Raw genomic sequence first — 18236 nt, forward strand, 5'->3', positions numbered from 1 at the left:
GCAACCGCGCCCCGCATTGGCAACGGACAGCGGTGGTTGGGTGAGGACAGGGGTGGAGGTTTACTCCGGGAGGCGTTGAACCTTCAGCTTGAGGCCGCCGCGTGGGCGGAGGGTCAGCTTCGGCTCCAGGGCTACCTCCTGGCCGGGGATCGCGCTGAAGCGGACGCGCTGGGAGAGCGTGGCTAGGGCGATCTGCCCGTTCAGGAGCGCGTGGTTGTTGCCGATGCAGATGCGGTGGCCGCTCGCGAACGGCATGTAGGCGTGGGTCGGGATGTCCCGCTCCCGCTCGGGGGAGAACCGGTCCGGGTCGAACCGTTCCGGGTCGGGGAAGTAGTCCGCGCGATGGTGCAGCACGTACGGGCTGAACAGGATGGCCGCGCCCGCCGGGATCGTGTGCCCGCACGCCGTCACGTCCTGCGCGGGCTGCCGGCTGAACATGTAGACGGGCGGGTAGAGGCGCATGCTCTCCTTGAACACCTGGAGCGTGTACGGCAGCTTCGGCAGGTCGTCCACCGTGACCGTCCGTCCCGCGAGGACGTCACGGACCTCGTCGAGCAGCCGGTCGTAGACGGCGGGATGCCTGGACAGCAGGTGGCAGGTCCAGGTCAGGCCCGCGCCCGTGGTCTCGTTGCCCGCCATCAGCAGGTTGATCGCCTCGTCGCGGATCTGGACGTCCGACATGGGCGAGCCGTCGTCGTAGCGGCATTCGAGGAGGGCCGTGAGCCAGTCGTCGGGCGGGTCGGGGTCGGTGCGGTGCTCCTCCAGCATCCGGTAGAACGTGCGGTTCATCGCGGCGATCGCCCGCAGGTAGCGGCGCCGGGACCGGGACGGCAACATCGCGGTGAACTGGGCGAGCGCGCTGACGCCCGTGTTGAACTCGGCGATCGCCTCGTTCAGCGCGGTGCCGAAGTCGCTCGCGTCCTCGTGGACGCTGCGGCCGAACACGTCCTTGGCCACGATCAGCATGACGAGCCGCATCATCTGCGCGTACACGTCGATGACCTCGCCGTCGGCCCAGCGGTCGGCCGCCTCCCGCGAGTACGTCGCGGCCACCTCGGCGGACGTGGACAGGAGGGTCTTCTTGCGGAATTTCGGCTGGATCAGCTTGCGCTGGACCGCGTGGACCTCGTTCGACGCGGCCAGCAGCCCGTCGCCGAGCAGCGGGCCCATCGCGACCTGGAAGCGGCGGGGCTTGTCGAGCATCGCGCCGTTCTTCACCAGGAGCTGGTGGGCGAGCTCGACGGAGCTCGCCAGATAGTACGTGCGGCGGCCGACGCGGAACGTGCCGAGGTCCCCGCAGGTCCGGAACACCTCCTGGAAGAGCCCGACGCGGTCGGTTCGGTAGAGGGCCGGGTGCCGCAGATAGTCCCTGACGGGATTGCTGGGCAGCGCCTTGATTTCACCGGGGGTGCGCGTGATGGTCATCATCGTTCCTCGTTTCGAGGGTGCGGTCGGAGCGGGCCGGGGGAACAGGGCGCTTGCGAAGCGGCCGGATGAGCAGCGCGGTCACGACGCCCGCCGCGACGACGGCCGCGCCGACCCAGACGGCGGGGATCGAGCCGTCGGCGAAGCTCTGCGGGCTGGTGTAGCTCCCGTTGTGCGCGAAGATCGACGCGAGGACCGCGACACCGAACACCCCGCCGATCTGCCGGATCGCGTTGTTGGTGCCGGACGCGATGCCCTCCTCGGTGCGGTCCACGGTGCTCAGCACCAGGTTCGCGATCGGCGCGAAGAACAGCCCGAGCCCGAGCCCGCACGTGAAGAACGGCAGGAGCAGTTCGGTGTACGGGACGGTCGGTGTGGACACCAGCGCCAGCCACGCCAGGCCGAGCGCCTGGAAGAACATCCCGGCCGCGATGATGCGGTGTCCGCCGAACCGTTTGGCGAGCCCGGCCGCGACGGGCGCGACGACGGCGGGCACGGCCGTCCAGGGCAGCGTCAGCAGCCCCGCCTCCAGCGCGCTCTTGCCCTGCGCGACCTGGAAGAACTGCGCGAGCAGGAAGATGGAGCCGAACAGCCCGAAGTGCAGCATCAGCGCCGTGACGTTGATCAGCGCGAACGCGCGGCTGCGGAACAGCCGCAGTGGCAGCATCGGATGCGGTGTGCGCGACTCCCACACCAGGAACAGCCCGAACAGGACGGCGCCGACCGCGAACAGCCCGATGATACGGGCGCTCGTCCAGCCCCACGCGCCGGACTCGACCAGGCCCAGCACGATCGCGAACAGCCCGGCGCTGGCCAGCGCGGTGCCGACGAGGTCCAGCGGTCGCGTCGCGCCGCGGCTCTCGCGCAGCCAGATCGCTCCCGCGGGCAGCAGCAGGATGCCGATCGGCACGTTCACCCAGAAGATCCATTGCCAGGACGCGCCGGCGACGACGGCACCGCCGACCACGGGGCCGATGGCGATGCCGAGGCCGCCCACCGCGCCCCAGGCGCCGAGCGCCAGCGCGCGGCGTTCCGGGGAGACCGCGGCCGACAGCAGCGTCAGCGTGAGCGGGGTGAGGACGGCCGCGCCGAGGCCCTGCGCGGCGCGCGCCGCGACCAGTTCGCCCGCGCTGGTGGACATCGCGGCGGCGGCCGACGCGGCCGTGAACAGCACGAGGCCGCCCAGGAAGACGCGCTTGCGGCCGAACCGGTCGCCGATCGCCGCGCCCGTGAGCAGCAGCACGGCGAACACCAGCGTGTAGGCGTTCACCGTCCACTCCAGGGCCTCCAGCGACGCGTTCAGCTCGTGCTTGATGGTGGGCAGGGCGATCGCCACGACGAGGTTGTCGAGCTGGACCATGAACAACACGAAGGACGTCACGAGGAACGTCCACAGGGCCCGGTTCCGCATGGGAGCTCCTTACGGTTTGGGCAGCCGGTAGGTGGTGACCCGCGGCGGCAGCCGGACGCCGGCGAGCCGGAGTTGCGCGACGCGGTTCAGGAACGCCGCGCCGGTCATGAGGTGGTGCGCGATCACCGCGGCCTGGCGGGCGGCCGGAGGTTCGAGGGAACTGCCGCGCACCCAGTCGTTGAAGGCGCCCATCGCGGGCCCGCACCAGAGCTGGTAGTCCACGGTGCGGTCGGGGCGGCCGGAGGTGGCCCACCGCGACGCCATCCCCAGGTACCAGCGGAAGATCAGGGCCATCCGGCGTTTCGGATCGTCCAGCGCGCGCTCGATCTGGGCGGGGTCGCGCTCCTCGAAGTACCGGACGGTGTCGGCCCACACCTCGGCGAGGGGACGCTGGAACGTCTGGGTCTCCAGGCGGCGGCGCACGTCGGCGGGGATCGCCTCGATGCCGGGGTAGGTCATGTAGATCTGGTGGAGCTGCGCGGCCCGGACCGGGAAGAAGCACGCCTTCTTCAGGACCTGGACCTGGACCCCCATCTCGAACATGTCGGCGGCCGGGGCCATCTCGCAGTCGGCGACGCCGGCCTCGGCGAGCATGGCCTTGGCCGCCGCGGAGGTTCCCGCCTCCGTGCAGCACTGGTTCACCGAGCCGGTGACGACGTAGTCGGCTCCCATCGCGAAGGCGGCGGCGACCCCGTACGGGTCGCCGATTCCGCCCGCCGCACCGACCCGTACGGCGGGGGCGCGGACGTCGCGCAGCCGCAGCAGCGCGGGCAGCAGCGTCGTCAGGGAACGCCGGTCGGTGTGCCCGCCGGAGTCGGCCTCGGCGGTGATGTCGTCGGCCACCGGGACGGTCCGCGCCAGCGCGGCCTGCTCCGCCGTGATCAGTCCGGCCGCGGCGAGCGGGGCCAGCAGCGCGTCCGGCGGGGGCCGCAGGAACCGGTCGGCGACCTCGGCGCGCGACACCTTCGCCATGACGCGGTTCGCGACGGTGGTCGCGCCGTCACGGCCGCGCGCCAGCCCGGCGGCGCGGTACCGGACGATGTGCGGCGTGAGGTCCAGGTACGCGGCGGCCTCGACGCTGCGGACGCGATGTCTCAGGTAGAGGTCCACGGTGGCGCGTTCGAGGGCTTCCTCGCTCGGGCTGTGGATGAGGTTGCAGCAGTACGGCAGGCCGGGGATCTCCCGCTGGAAACGCAGCAGCGCCTGCTCGGTGCGGTCGGGGAGCAGCCCGGCCGCGCCGAACGAGCCGAGCAGTCCGGCACGGGCGAGCGCGATCACCAGGTCGGCGGACGCGATGCCGCCCGCCATGGCGCCCGCCATGTACGCCTGCCGGACGCCGTGCGCGCGCAGGAACGCGGGATCGCCGAACCGTTCGGGCGGCGCGGGAGCGGCCGCGGCGAGCAGCGTCCCGCCGTTGAGCGCGGTGGAGTTGGTGGCGCCGATGCCCGCCGCGGTCCGAACGATCATGCAGGGGCGGGTGAGGTCGGCGAGCGCGCCGTAGATGCCGTCCGGATCCAGGCGCGGCGCCCGCGTCGGAGGCGGGGCGGCCACGGCGGTCATCGGGACACCATCGCGATCGCCAGGTCCCGCAGCTCGTAGATGCGCAGCCCCGGCTTCCACAGGCTCGCGTCGCCGATGAGCACGATGCGGCCGGGTTCCCGGCGGATCGCCTTGATGTGGACGTCGAAGTCCATCTCGTCGTCGGCCCGGCCGATCTGCCCCCGGTACTTCCAGCCGAGCTCGACGCCGGTGGGAAGCGTGAACGCGGCGCCGGGCAGCTCGTCGGCCAGACCCGTGTCAATGGCGTAGAGCTGCATCGCCTGGATGATCGCCTCGACGCCGAGGGAGCCGGGCATCACCGGGTCGCGGTGGAAGTGGCAGCGGTAGAACCACTCGCCGGGATCGACGTGGCGGTGGCCGCGCAGGTAGCCGTTGCCGTGCTCGCCGCCGCCGGGCACGAGGTCCACCCAGTCGACGAGCTGGAGCTGCCGGACGCCGAGCCGGGGTCCGCGGGGTCCGGCACCGGTCGTGTACTTCTCAAGTCGCGCCGGGTCGCGCAGATCGATGCGCCGGGCCTCGCCCTGGAAGTCCGGGCCGTCCTGCCAGGGCGGGACGTGGGCGCCCGAATCGAGGCCGACCTGGGTGGCGAGGGCCTGCTCGGTGAAGTATCCGAACATGGACTCGCCGGTGTAGAACGTCCGGCCGTCCACCGACAGCTCGTACGCGAACTTCTGCAGGATCGCGCCCGTCATGTCGTGGTGCGCGAGCAGGGTGGAGTGCTGCCGGATCGTCGTGTCACGAAGGTCGACGTCCTCGACCACGGTCGCGTGGCCGTCGAGGTTGCGGATCGAGAACCGCTCCTGCGGGTGGGGAAGCGTGGCGCCGAGGTAGTAGCCGAGGAGCACCGCCGACTGGAGCGAGGTCTCCATGAGGACGGCGTGCGGCAGGAACGCGTGGCCGTTGTCGCGGTAATACCAGGAGTCGGCCGGGGAGTCGTACTCGGTGACCATGGTCGCGCCCGGTTCGAGGACGCCGCGCTCGCCGGTCCAGTCCATCATCCGGTCGACGAACAGGAAGTCGCCGTTCGGGATGTAGGGAGCACGGCTGTCGCGGTAGATCTCGAACTCCGGGCCCATCGCGACCGCGAGGTCGCCCTTGGCTGCGTGCGCCATGTGCAGCTCGTTGAGCTGCGCCGGCTCGCCGCTCGGGTTGCTGCGGCCGAGGAACGCGGGCACCCTGCCGCCGGGTCCCGGACGGTAGGGGGTGCCGGGCTTCTCCGCGATCCGCACGCCGAGGCCGCGCACGGTCAGCACCGGGGCGGGGCCGCCGCCGTGGACGGTGACGTCGGCGACGGCGTGCGGACGGTCCAGCAGCCCGAGTTCGACGACCTCCAGCTCGAAGCGGAGCTCGCCGGTCGCCTCGCCGGTCGCCTCGCCGGTCGCCTCGCCGGTCGCGTCGCCGGTCTGGGCGAACGCGGTCACGCGGCCCGGCACGGGCTGGAACCTGGCGTCGGGGAGCACCAGGTGCGCCCCGAGATACAGCAGGTAGACCTGGAGGAGCCGCGCCGCGCCGTCGATGAGCGCGGGCCAGGACGCGGCGTCGTCGAACGGCAGCGTGGCGGTCAGGGTTCCGGCGCGGCCCGCGTGCCGGTCGATCGCGTCGATCCGGCCGTTCAGCCGGGGCCGGAGCGACGGGTTGCCGCTGTTCTGGCCGTACGCGGGCCCGAAGACCTCGGCGATCCGGCCCTCCGCCAGCAGCTCCAGGTCGGCGGTGGACAGGCTGAGCTTGCCGGTGCGCGCGAGCGGCTTGAACCGGCTGCCCGGGACGACGGCGGGGACGGGTGCCGACGTCCCGGACAGCTCGGCGACGAGGCGTTCTCCGGCGAGGAAGCGGCCGTCTTCGCAGTGCAGTTCCTCCTCTGCCTGTGGCAGGTCACCGTGGAAGGTGAGGGTGCCGTCGCACGGGTTCCCGGCCGCCGCGCGCAGGGTACCGAGAACGACGGCCAAGGGCAGCTGACCGTCCGCCGAACCGGGTTCGAGCGACGCCCGCTCCGGTTCGAGGCCTGACGCGGCGCCCGCGGTCGTGTCGGGTGCCAGCGCCCGGTCGAGCAGGGCGGCCTGGGCCTCCAGTGCGGCCAGGTGCGCCGCGACGATCCGGGCCCGGAACTCGTCGGGGGCGGTGGACGGCCGGGGCGGCGGCACGGTCGGCGGCACGGCGGCCGGCGGCGGAGCCTCGATCACGGCGGCCGAGATCCACGGAAGGCCGCCGGGCAGCGGCTCGCCCGTGAAGGTGATCTCGTCAGGATTGGCGGACATCGCTCATTCCTCGCTGTGTGAACTTCGTGTCGAGGGACCGGCTGAGCACCACCGTGACCCCGGTGAGACTCGCGTAGACGGCGCCGTCCGCCGAGCACGCGGTGGACGTGCACGTGACCGTGGTCCCGTGGTCCTCGATCCCGTCCACGACCACCAGGAACGGCGTGCCGGACGGGATCGGGGCGTACAACCGCACCTGCCCGACGCCGACGGGCAGGCACGCCGAGTCGCGGAACCGCCGCACCCAGACCAGCGGGGCCTGGAGCATCAGATCGCTGAGAAGGGGGTCGAAGCGGCGGCCCGCGTAGGCGCCCGAGGCGAGCAGGACGTCGTCGAGCCGGGCCTCGGCGACCAGCCGGGCCGGGTCCTGCACGAGCGTCCGGCGGTAGCCCCGCAGAGCCGGGCCGTGGAACAGCGTGCCGTCCTCGTACGGGGAACGTTCGTCCTCGACCCCGCTGGACAGCTCGCCCAGCTCGATCGTCGCCGACCCCGTTCCGTCCTCGGCGGCGAGATGGAACTCCCCGCCGTACAACGGTGCGTTGCTGCTCTGCACGATGACCTTGACGTTCGTGCCGTCGTACGGCTCCTGCGGCGTCGCCAGCAGCCGGAAGTCGCCGGCCGGGCCGTCGCCGAACGTGATGCCCTTGAACACCTTGAAGTCGCGGGCTTCCACGACGGTCAGGCCGGGATGGAGCCGTTCCAGGGCGTTGACGCACCAGCCGAGCGCCACCGTGGTGGGCAGCACCGGGCGGCCCGCCAGGCTGTGGTCGGCGATGGGGCGTTCACCGGCGAGCTCCGTGAGGTCGCGGTCGATCGCCACCGGCACCGTGATCGGGTCGCGGGCGGGACGCGCTGACAGCGGGCCGGGCGGCGAGATGACGGTCACGACGTCGTGCGCGCGGTCGCGGCCGAACTGCTCGGTGAACATCGCCGCGCCGGTCCCGATCGGGATCAGGCCGACGCCGCGCTGCTCGAACAGCGCCTGGAGCTGCGGGGTGACCATGCCGCCCGCCCACGCGCCCCAGTTCACGGCGGTGACGTGGCAGGACGGGTGGCGGACCTTCCAGGCGAGCGCGCGCGAGTTGAGCGCGGCGTTCGCCATCGCGTAGTCCACCTGCCCGCGGTTGCCGAAGAAGCCGGCGACCGAGGAGAACAGGACCAGGTGCCGCAGCGCGTCCGGGTCGAGCCCGGCGAGGAGGTTGGCGAGCCCGTCGAGCTTGGCGGCCAGCACCCGGCCGATCTCGTCCGCGGTCTTCTCCGCGATCAGCCGGTCGGCGAGGATGCCCGCACCGTGCACGACGCCGGTGACCCGGCCCGCGTACGGGGCGAGGGCGCCCGCGACGGCCGCGCGGTCGGTGACGTCCACCGCGACGTAGTCGACTTCGACGCCGAGCTCGCTCAGCGCGGCGAGCGTGCCGCGGATCTCTCGTCGCGCGACCAGGTCACGGGTCAGCCGGTCCACCTCGCGCGGCTTCGGGCGTTCGCCGTTACCGCGCAGGTGGTCGGCCGCGGCGGCCTTGAGACCGGACTCGCCGCGGGCGAGCACCGCCCACTCGGGTTCGTCTCCGAGTTCCGTGCGGCCCAGCAGCACCAGGTCGCAGGGCGTCCGGGCCATGAGGGCGCGGACGCACTCGGCGGTGACGCCGCGGGCACCGCCGCTGACGACGAGCAGGTCGTCGCGGCCGAGCTCCGGCATCGCGGACTCTGTCTGTGCGCTCTCCGCCTGTGCGCTCTCCGCCCGTTCCGGCGGCTCGGCGGACAGGGTCACGGTCGCCCGCCCGGTGCCGTCGAGGGCGACCTCGACTGGCCCGGTGGACACGTCGTGGAGCTCGTCCAGGATCAGCCGGGTGGCGGTCTCGTCGGACACGCCGGGTGCGATGTCGAGCGCGCGGCAGAAGAGCTCGGGCGTCTCGATGGCCAGGGTCTTGACCAGTCCCTGGAGGCCGCCGAGCAGCGCGGCGGGATCGTCGTCCGCGCCGCGCAGGCCGAACGCGCCGTCCAGCCGGGTCACGGTGACGAACGACGATCGGGCCGTCCGGGAGGCGCGGACCAGGGGCTGCTGGATGTGCTTGGCCAGCAGGACCGAGTGCGTGAGCCGCCGGATCGCCTCGGCGTGCGTGGCGGGGACCTCGGTGGCGAGGCACAGGCACAGCTCCACCTCGGTCACGCCGGTGAGCGCGGCCTCGGCGTCGTCGAGGTCCTGCTCGTCCCAGCTCGTGAGGTCCCAGACGCGATAGCGCTCGTAGCGGCGAGGCCGGACGCCGGGCAGCCGCAGGACTGCGATCTCCCAGCCGGCCTTCTCCAGCTCCGCGCCGACGGAGGCGCACAGTGGCGAGCCGTCGTCCACGATGATCGCGATGGGGTCGGGGGTGTAGGCGCCGGGCTGCCGGTCGACCGCGGGCAGGGCGGTGAGGCGCGGGTGGAGCCGCACGACCTCGGCCGGCGGCGCGGCGGCGGTGGCCGGGGCCGGTTCGGCGGGCGCGTCCGGGACGGCCACGGCGGGAGAGGCGAGCTGTGGTGCGAGAAGCGCGACGATGTCGTCGAGGGTGCGGAGCTCGGCCATCTCTTCCGGGCCGACCGTGGCCGCGTCCGGGTAGCGCTCCTTGAGGCCGCCGAGGATCTCGACGCGTTTGATCGAGTCGATGCCCAGATCCGCTTCCATCTCCATGCCCAGTTCGAGCATGTCCGCCGGATAGCCGGTCTTGTCCGCGACGATGGCGAGCAGGTCCCGGGTGATCACGGCCGCGTCCACCTGTGGTGCCTTCGGGACGGCGGCGGGACGGGCGGCGTCGGGCTCGATCAGCGCGACGATGTCGTCGAGAGTGCGGAGCTCGGCCATCTCTTCCGGGCCGACCGTGGCCGCGTCCGGGTAGCGCTCCTTGAGGCCGCCGAGGATCTCGACGCGTTTGATCGAGTCGATGCCCAGATCCGCCTCCATCTCCATGCCCAGTTCGAGCATGTCCGCCGGATAGCCGGTCTTGTCCGCGACGATCTCCAGCAGCACGCCGGTGACGCCCTGCTCAGGCGCGGAGGCGGGAACCGCCTCCGGTTCCGGTGGCGGTTCCGGAGCGAGGACGATCGGCTCCGGCCGTGCGGCGGGCGCGATGGCCCGGGTCTCCAGGGGCTGGGGGATCTGGACCGGCACTTCGGGCGCGGCCTGCGCAGGCGCGGCCCGAGTGGGCGCGGCCCGCGGGAGGCCGGCCTGTGCGGGGGCGCCGGACACCAGGTCGCGCAGGATCTCGTTGGCGCGGGTGTGCGTGCGGCTCAGCGCGAGGCCGTGTTCCTTGACGGCGTCGGCCAGCGCCGCAGCCTCGCCGTTGCCCGACAGCCGGGTGAGGTGCCCGGCGGTGCGGAGCTGCCCCTCAAGGTAGGCGGTGTGCAGGTCGAGGTGGTCGCGCGCGACCTGGACGAGGTCGTCGGCGGGCGCGGAGCCCCGGGGCGCGGGCGGAGACTGCCGGACGGGGCGCGCCTCGGCGGCGACCGGTTCGACGGCAAGAGGTTCGGCGGCGACCGGTTCGGCGACAAGCGGTTCGGCGGCGACCGGCCCGGGGGTGACCGGTTCGGCGGTGCCTGCGACGTCCGGCGCGATCGCGGGTCGCGGTGCGGCGGCGGGCCGCTCGATCACGTAGCCGTCGGCCAGAGCGTCGCGGTAGGCCGCCTTGCGGGCTTCGGACACGATGTTGACTCCGGAGATCGGAATGCTGAGCTTGGAGGGCGCGGGCGCGGCCTGTGGCGCGGCGGAGTAGCGGTCGATGCCGGTGACCGGCAGGCCCAGCACGGCCAGTTCGACGGCCGTCCGCTTGAGCTGCGCGTCGGCGTCGCGGCCGGGGCCGCCGTCCATGGCGTAGACGAGGACGTCGTCGTGATCCGCGAGGATCGTGGCGACGAGCCGCGACAGCACCCGCTTCGGCCCGAACTCCACGAAGACCCGGAAGCCGTCGCGGTACATCGCCCGCACCTGCGGCGCGAAGTGCACCGGGTTGACGATCTGCTCGGTCAGGACGCGCCGGGCGGCGTCGGGGTCGGAGCCATAGGCGGCGCCCTCGGTGTTGGCGTAGATCGGCCGCGCGGGCGGCCGGAACGCGGCCTGGTCCACGGCGGGCCGGAACGCTTCGACCGCGTGCCCGACGTACGGGGTGTGGAAGGCGGCCGACACCGGCAGCCGCTGCGCCTTGACGCCCTCCTTGGCGCAACGCGCGACGAGGTCGTCCACGAACGCGGTGCCGCCGCCGACCACGAACTGGTCGGGGGCGTTGTGGTTGCAGACGATGACCTCGTCCTGGCCGTCCAGGAGCCGGCGGACGCGCGCCTCCGGCGCGGCGATCATCGCCATCGCGCCCGAGTCCTTGCCGTTGCCCTCCGCCGGCGCCATGGCCCGGCCGCGCGCCCGCGCGAGCCGGAACAGGTCCTCGTCCGGAATGCAGCCGGCCGCCCAGAGCGCCGTGAGCTCGCCGAGGCTGTGCCCGATCACGCCGTCCGGCGCGAACCCGAGAGCGCTGAGATAGCGGAACTGCCCGGCGGCGAGGGCGCAGATGGCGGGCTGGGCGTACTCGGTGCGGCGGAGACGTTCCTCCAGATCCGCCTCGGTGTGCCCGACGCCGGGCGGCGGGTAGACCACCCGCGACACCGGGACCGTCCCGTCGAACTGGGCATTGGCCTGGTCGAACGCGGCGCGCAGGGGCGGCACGTTCAGCACCGCCCGCCGTCCCATGCCGACGTACTGGCCGCCCTGCCCGGCGAACAGCGCGGCCGTCTTCAGCGCGGCCGGTTCGGCGGCGCGGCGGCGGTAGAAGACGCCGCGCGGGTGCGACCATTCGGCGCGGGACGCCTGGTCGCGGAGCTGCGCCCGCGCGAGGTCGAGGAGCTCGGCCTCCTCACCGGGGGCGGCGGCGAACCCGATCCGCGCGTCGCCGGACGGGACGGCGCCGTCGGTCGTGGCGTCCAGGCCGCCGTCCGCGAGCAACGCCGCGAGGGCGGCCTCGTCCGCGGCGTGCCACAGGAAGGCGCGCGCGGTCGGCTGGAGGACCTCGTCCGGGCCGTCGGCCTCGGTGTTCTCCTCCATGACCACGTGGAAGTCGGTGCCGCCGAACCCGAACGCCGACACGGCGGCGCGGCGCGGCCAGCGCGGGTCGCGGATCCACGGGCCGGTCTCGGTGTTGACGTAGAACGCGGTGTCCGGCAGATCGATCGCCGGGTTCGGCGTGCCGTAGTTGATCGTGGCCGGCAGCACCTTGTGGTGCAGCGCCAGCGCCATCTTGATCATCCCGGCGGCGCCGGCGGCGGCCTTGGTGTGCCCGATCTGCGACTTGACGCTGCCGACCGCGACGTACTGCCGGTCGCCGGTCGCCTCGCCGAACACCTCGGAGAGCGCCGTGAGCTCCGTCGCGTCGCCGACCGCCGTGCCGGTGCCGTGCGCCTCGACCAGCCCGACGGAGGCGGGCGAGCAGTCGGCGTCGGCGTACGCCCGGTCCAGGCAGACGACCTGCCCGGCGGCGCGCGGCGCGTAGATGCTCTTGAAGCGGCCGTCGCTCGCGGTGCCGATGCCGCGGATCGTCGCGTAGATCCGGTCGCCGTCGCGTTCGGCGTCGGCCAGGCGCTTGAGCGCCAGCAGGCCGATGCCCTCGCCGATCAGCGTGCCGTCGGCCGCGCCGTCGAACGGCCGGATCATCCCCGACTTGGAGAACGCGGGGGTCTTGCTGAAGCACAGGTACATGAAGATGGTGTTCTCGGCGTCGCAGCCGCCCGAGATCATCAGGTCGGCGCGGCCTTCGAGGAGCTCGCTGACCGACATCTTCACGGCGGCGAGCGAACTGGCGCAGGCCGCGTCCACCGTGCAGTTGGTCGCGCCGAGGTCGAACCGGTTCGCGATCCGGCCGGCGACGAGGTTCGCCAGCATCCCGGGGAACGAGTTCTCCTCCCACGGTATGTACGCCTTCACGAACTTCTCGGCGATCTGCTCCGCGTCCTGCTCCGACAGCCCGCAGCTGCGCACGACCTGCTTCACCACGGGCGTCTGCAGCCGGGCGACGAGCGGCTGGATCAGCGCGTTCGAGCAGGTGACGCCGACGATCGCGCCGGTGCGCGCCGGGTCGTACCAGGTGCCCTCGTCGGCGCCTGCGTCGCGCAGCACGTCGCGGGCCACGATTAGGCTGAGCAGCTGGAGGATGTCGGTCACTTCGAGGGTGTTCGGCGGCAGCCCGAACTCCAGCGGGCTGAACCGCACCTCCGGCAGGAACCCGCCACGCCGGCAGTACGACTTGTCCGGCACGGACAGGTCGGCGTCGTAGTAGTCGGCGAGTTTCCAGTGGTCCTCGGGCACGTCCCGCATGCAGTCCCGCCCGGCGACGATGTTGCCCCAGAACTCCCGCAGGTCGCGGGAGTCCGGGAACAGGCCGGCGAGACCGACGATGGCGATGGGGGTACGGGCGAGCCGGCGGTCCAGCTCGGCGTCGCGGATCTGAGCGGTCACGGGATCTGTCCTTGCCTGTCGAGGACCGGCCTGTCGAGGACCGAGCGGAAGACGGCCGCCGTGTGCGCTACGGCCACGGGGTCGGTGAGCATGGAGTAGTGGTCGCCGGGGCCGGGGACGAGGCGCAGTGCGTCGCCGGCGAGCGCCGTCCAGCCGAGCGACGACGCGCCGGGGAAGAGGCTGCCCCGGGGTTTGATCAGCAGCAGCGGGTCCGGCACGCGGCCGGGACGGAACGCCTCCGCCATCCGGCCGTTGCGGCGCACCTGCCGTACGAATCCGACGAACAGGTCGTGCAGCCAGCCGACGGTCATCTCCGCGGGCAGCACCCGCTGCTCGATGCCGCGTTCGCGGACGTAGGCCAGGACGGGGTCGAGCGCGCCGCGCAGCCGGTCGGGTTCGACAGTGAAGGCCCGGCCGGTGCGGGCGCCGAGGAACATGCAGAACCAGGTGACCGTCTGGTAGGGCCGGACGGCCCGTCCCGACAGGGAGTCGTCCTGCCAGGAGGCCACCGAGTCGAGCAGCGCGACCGGCGCGGCGCCGCCCGCGAGGGCCAGCGCGACGAGCCCGCCGAACGACCAGCCGGCGACGAGGTCGTGGCGGGCACCGTCGAGGTGCGCGGCGAGGTCGGCGGCGAGGGACTCGACGGTGATGTCGGGACGGTGGGCCGCCATCGCCGCCCGGTACGCGGGAAGCCGGCTCATCTCCAGGACGTCGAGGGCGGCGGACGGCGCGAGCCGGCCCGCCAGCTCCCGGTAGACCTGCACCGGAAGGGTGCCGGGGTGGACGACGCAGATCCGCCGGCCCGCGCCGGGCTCGCCGGACAGCGTGCGGAGCACGGTCCGGCCGGCGTCGTGCTGGCTCATCGCTGCCTCGGTCTTCCCGATGGTCAGAGGGGGATGTTGCCGTGCTTGCGCAGGGGCCGCACGGCGTTCTTGTCCCGCAGGACGTCCAGGGTTCGGATCAGGACCGTGCGGGTCTCCGCAGGGTCGATCACGTCGTCCACATGGCCTTGCTCAGCGCACAGGTAGGGGCTCATGAGCTGCGTCTCGTACGCGGAGACCAGCTCGCTCCGGCGGGTCGCCGGGTCGTCCGAGGCGCGCAGCTCCTTGGCGTGGATGACCTCCACGGCCGCCTGCGAGCCCATCACCGCGACCTCGTTCGTCGGCCACGCGAAGGAGAAGTCCGAGCCCACGGACTTGGAGTCCATGACGATGTAGGCCCCGCCGTACGCCTTGCGCAGGATCACCGAGACGCGCGGGACGGACGCGTCGCAGTACGCGTAGAGCAGCTTCGCGCCGCGCCGGATCAGGCCGTCGTGCTCCTGCGCCGTGCCCGGAAGGAACCCCGGCACGTCCACGAGCGTGACGAGCGGGATGTTGAAGGTGTCGCAGGTGCGGACGAACCGCGCCGCCTTCTCGGCGGCGGCGATGTTCAGGGTGCCCGCCATCACGCTCGGCTGGTTGGCGACGATGCCGACGGCGTACCCGTCCAGGTGGGCGAAGGCGCAGACGATGTTGCGGGCCCACCGGTCGGAGATCTCCAGGAACTCGCCGTCGTCCACCATCTCGCGGATCACGTGCTTGACGTCGTAGGCCTTGCGCGGCTCGGCGGGGACGAGCTCGCTCAGCCGCGGGCACGGCCGGTCCGCGGCGTCGGTGGTCATGCGGCGCGGCGGCCGTTCGCGGCTGTTGGCGGGCAGGTAGCCGAGCAGCTCCCGGACGATGGCGATGCCGTCCTTCTCGTCGCGGGCGATCAGCTGCGCGACGCCCGACTTGCGGCCGTGCACGCTCGCGCCGCCGAGCTGCTCGGTCGTGACCTCCTCGCCGCTGACGGCGCGGACGACGTCCGGGCCGGTCACGAACATGTTGGCGATGTCCGCCACCATGACGACGAAGTCGGTGAGCGCCGGAGAGTAGGCGGCCCCGCCCGCGCAGGGCCCGGCCATCAGGCTGATCTGCGGGATGATCCCGGACGCCCGGACGTTGCGGGTGAAGATCCCGCCGTATCCGGCGAGCGCGTTGACGCCCTCCTGGATGCGGGCGCCCGCGCCGTCGTTGATGCCGATCATCGGGGCGCCGGCGAGCATCGCGAGGTCCTGCACCTTGTGGATCTTCTTGGCGAACGTCGCGCCGAGCGACCCGCCCAGCACGCTGAAGTCGTGCGCGAACACGAAGACCTTGCGGCCGTTCACCCGGCCCCACCCGGTGATCACACCGTCGCTCGGCGGGCGCCGCTTCTCCATGCCCATCCCGTACGCCTGGTGGCGGCGGAGCTGGTCGATCTCGACGAAGCTGTCCTCGTCGAGCAGCAGCGTGAGCCGCTCGCGGGCGGTGAGCTTGCCGCGCGCGTGCTGGGCGGCCTCGGCGGGCGCGACGTTGCGGTTGCGCTCCTTGGCCCGGGCCAGATGGGTCAGCCGGGCGGCGGTCCCGATGACGCCGGGCCAGTCGCGGGGCGGCGGGCGCTTCGGCTCCTTCCTCATCGCTTGCCCACGCCGGCGAGGGTGCTCGACGCCTCCAGCAGATCGGCGAAGGCTTCGGCGATGAGGGTGTGGCCGCTGGCGTTGGGGTGCACGCGGTCCTCGCTCCAGAACGCGGGTTCGGCGACCTCGTCGGCGTACCAGGCGTCCACGTAGAGCACGCCGTGCGCGTCGGCCGCGTCGCGGATGGCCGCGTTCGCCTGCTCCATCAGCTCCTTGGCCATGGGCAGCAGCTCGGCGGGCAGCGGCAGCATCGACACGATGTCGGGCAGCGTCATGGTCGCGACGGTCGCGCCGGTCGCGGCGGCGACGCCGAAGACCTCGTCCACGCCGCGCGCGAACGCCTCGCGCTGGAACGAGCCGCGGATGTCGTTGATGCCGATGGAGACGGTGATCAGGTCGGGGTGCGACGCGGCGAGCCCGGGAACCTGCACGGCGAGAACGTCGGCGATCGTGGCGCGGTTGACGGCCCGGTTCACGAACTCGAAGGGGGTGCCGGTGCGGGCGGTCAGCAGCCTGCTCAGCCGCAGCGCCCAGCCGATGGGCCGGCCTTCGGGATCGCGATCGCCCTTGCCGGCCGTGAGGCTGTCACCGATGGCGACATAGATCGACTTCGACATCATGCGATCCTTACCATTTGCTATGAATGGTTCAGAGTGAATCATTAAAACTTTACGATAGGCTTCTCAGCATGTCAACGAGAGACGAGCAGAGCTCCTACTCGACGGTCGAGTACCTGATCCTCGGGCTTGTCGTGCAGCTGGAGCCGTGCACGTCCTATGACCTGAAGCGCGAGGTCGAGAGGACCATCAGCCACTTCTGGACCTTCTCGCACACCGCGCTCTACCAGGCGCCGCCGCAGCTCGTCGCCGCCGGCCTGCTGACCGAGGAGCAGGAGACCACCGGCCGCCGCCGCCGGCTGTACCGGATCTCGGCGGCGGGCCGTGCCGAGCTGATGTCCTGGCTCGGCGAGACCTCGGCGCACATGATCGAGCGCCGTGACCTGGCGCTGCTGAAGCTGTTCCTGCTCGGACCGCACACCGGTGCGAGCCAGGCGCACGCGATGGCCGAGGCGCAGGCCGACTACCACGCCCGCCAGCTCGCGGCCCTCAACGAGCTGATGGAGAAGTACCGGGACATCTCCGCCTACCCGACGCGGCTGACCGCCCTGGAGTTCGGCATCCGGCTGGAACGCACCGCGCTGGACTTCTGGCGTGAGATGGCCGCGGACGAGGCGGCGCGGTTCCGCGCGGACAATGCCGGATGAATCTCGTCCGGAGCCGCGCCGGAGCCGCGTCCGAAGCCTCGCCGGAGGAGCCTCAGCGCAGCCGGACGGGCAGCGCTGACAACCCGCGCAGCAGCACGTTGCGCTTGTAGGTCACCTTGTCCTCGACCAGCGTGATTCCCGGCGCCCGCCGGAAAAGGTCGGGCAGCAGCAGGCGGCCCTGGAGCCGGGCGAGCGGCGCGCCGAAACAGAAATGCGTGCCGAGCCCGAACGCCAGGTGCCGCCCGACCGGCCGGGTCAGATCGAGCCGGTCCGGGTCGTCGAAGACCTCCGGATCGCGGTTCGCCGCGCCCATCACGACGATGACCAGGTCGTTCTTCGCGATGTGCTCCCCGCGCAGCTCGACGTCCTCAAGCGCGACGCGGAACGTCATCTGCACCGGCGGGTCGTAGCGCAGCAGTTCCTCCATCGCGGCGGGGAACTCCTCGGGCCGGTCGGTCATCAACGCGCGCTGGTCCGGGTGCCGGAGCAGCGCGAGCGTCGAGTTGCCGAGGAAGTTGACGGTCGTCTCGGCGCCCGCGATGACCATCAGCACGCACGTCGTCAGCAGCTCGGTCTCGGAGAGCATGTCGCCCTCCTCCTCGACCTGGATCAGCGCGCTGATCAGGTCCTCACCGGGCTCCTTGCGGCGTGCGGCGGAAAGGTCGAGGAAGTAGTCGCGGAACTCCAGCAGCGCCTTGCCGCGCGCCTGGATGTCCCGCGGGGTCTGCACGAAGTCGGGGTCGAGCCCGCGCGCGAGCGCCTCGGACCAGCCGTGGAACACCTCGCGGTCGCCGGGCGGGACGCCGAGCAGCTCGCAGATGACGATGACGGGCAGCGGGTAGGCCAGCTCCGCCATGACGTCGATCTCGTCCTTGCGCAGGGCCTCGTCGAGCAGCTCGTCCACGACCCGCTGGACCTGTTCCTCCAGCAGCTGGACGCGGCGCGCGCTGAAGCCCTTGGTGACCATGCGGCGCAGCCGGTCGTGGTCGGGCGGGTCGAGGGCGAAGAACGAGCGGACCTTCTCGCCGCTCGCGCCGGAGGCGGTGCCGAGCCAGCCGAGCTTCTCCTCCTCGACCGTGCCGTCGCCGTGCCCGAACCTCGCGTCCCGCAGGACGGCGGCGACGTCGTGGTAGCGGGTGACGTACCAGATCCCGGCGGGCGTCCTGACCACCGGTGAGTCGTGCTGAAGGCGCTGGAAGTGCGGGTAGGGATTGGCCGCGAACTCGGGGTCCAGCGGATTGAACGGCATGAACGCCTCGATGCCGGCGTGGGTCTGCTCGCTCATGGCGAGGCCTCTCGGCTCATGACGGCCGATGACGACCGTCCGGGTCCTCACCAGACGCCTTCCGACCGCGTCCTGTCAACAGCGGCCC

The 18236-nt window shown here is 72.4% G+C and carries 10 protein-coding genes; 1 reads left to right on the forward strand and 9 read right to left on the reverse strand.

From position 1 onward, the window contains the following. Positions 1–60 precede the first annotated feature (60 nt). The 8 genes from ABD333_RS23730 to ABD333_RS23765 are packed head-to-tail and all read right to left on the reverse strand — an operon-like array spanning position 61 to position 16219. Positions 61–1428, reverse strand: coding sequence for a cytochrome P450 (locus tag ABD333_RS23730; RefSeq protein WP_344544222.1), 1368 nt, complete (start codon positions 1426–1428; stop codon positions 61–63). After that, entirely contained in the window at positions 1400–2836 is a 1437-nt protein-coding gene (locus tag ABD333_RS23735; RefSeq protein ID WP_344544224.1) for an MFS transporter, read from the reverse strand. Before ABD333_RS23735 ends, ABD333_RS23730 begins: the two co-directional genes overlap by 29 nt. Before the next feature lie 9 nt (positions 2837–2845). Beyond that, positions 2846–4396: a PfaD family polyunsaturated fatty acid/polyketide biosynthesis protein gene (locus tag ABD333_RS23740; RefSeq protein ID WP_344544225.1), complete on the reverse strand. Its 1551-nt coding sequence runs from the start codon at positions 4394–4396 to the stop codon at positions 2846–2848. Then, positions 4393–6651, reverse strand: a complete 2259-nt coding sequence (locus ABD333_RS23745) for a hotdog family protein (protein WP_344544227.1) — start codon at positions 6649–6651, stop codon at positions 4393–4395. The genes ABD333_RS23740 and ABD333_RS23745 overlap by 4 nt, the downstream gene beginning before the upstream one ends. Continuing rightward, positions 6635–13120, reverse strand: a complete 6486-nt coding sequence (locus ABD333_RS23750) for an SDR family NAD(P)-dependent oxidoreductase (RefSeq protein ID WP_344544228.1) — start codon at positions 13118–13120, stop codon at positions 6635–6637. Before ABD333_RS23750 ends, ABD333_RS23745 begins: the two co-directional genes overlap by 17 nt. Further along, positions 13117–13983 (reverse strand): thioesterase domain-containing protein, encoded by an 867-nt coding sequence (locus ABD333_RS23755; RefSeq protein ID WP_344544229.1) that lies wholly within the window; start codon positions 13981–13983, stop codon positions 13117–13119. The genes ABD333_RS23750 and ABD333_RS23755 overlap by 4 nt, the downstream gene beginning before the upstream one ends. A gap of 23 nt (positions 13984–14006) precedes the next feature. After that, positions 14007–15599, reverse strand: a complete 1593-nt coding sequence (locus tag ABD333_RS23760) for an acyl-CoA carboxylase subunit beta (RefSeq protein ID WP_344544231.1) — start codon at positions 15597–15599, stop codon at positions 14007–14009. Further along, entirely contained in the window at positions 15596–16219 is a 624-nt protein-coding gene (locus ABD333_RS23765; RefSeq protein WP_344544232.1) for an SGNH/GDSL hydrolase family protein, read from the reverse strand. Before ABD333_RS23765 ends, ABD333_RS23760 begins: the two co-directional genes overlap by 4 nt. 68 nt (positions 16220–16287) lie before the next feature. Between ABD333_RS23765 and ABD333_RS23770 the strand changes: the two genes are divergently transcribed. Continuing rightward, on the forward strand, positions 16288–16863 hold the full coding sequence (locus tag ABD333_RS23770) for a PadR family transcriptional regulator (protein ID WP_344544234.1): 576 nt from the start codon (positions 16288–16290) through the stop codon (positions 16861–16863). Positions 16864–16915: 52 nt separating this feature from the next. Here ABD333_RS23770 and ABD333_RS23775 read toward each other — a convergent pair whose 3' ends face one another. Then, positions 16916–18148 carry a cytochrome P450 gene (locus tag ABD333_RS23775; protein ID WP_344544236.1) on the reverse strand — a complete coding sequence of 411 codons (1233 nt, stop codon included), beginning with the start codon at positions 18146–18148 and terminating at the stop codon, positions 16916–16918. Positions 18149–18236: the final 88 nt, after the last annotated feature.

It is taken from the genome of Actinomadura fulvescens, from assembly GCF_039533225.1.
Lineage (GTDB): Bacteria > Actinomycetota > Actinomycetes > Streptosporangiales > Streptosporangiaceae > Spirillospora > Spirillospora fulvescens.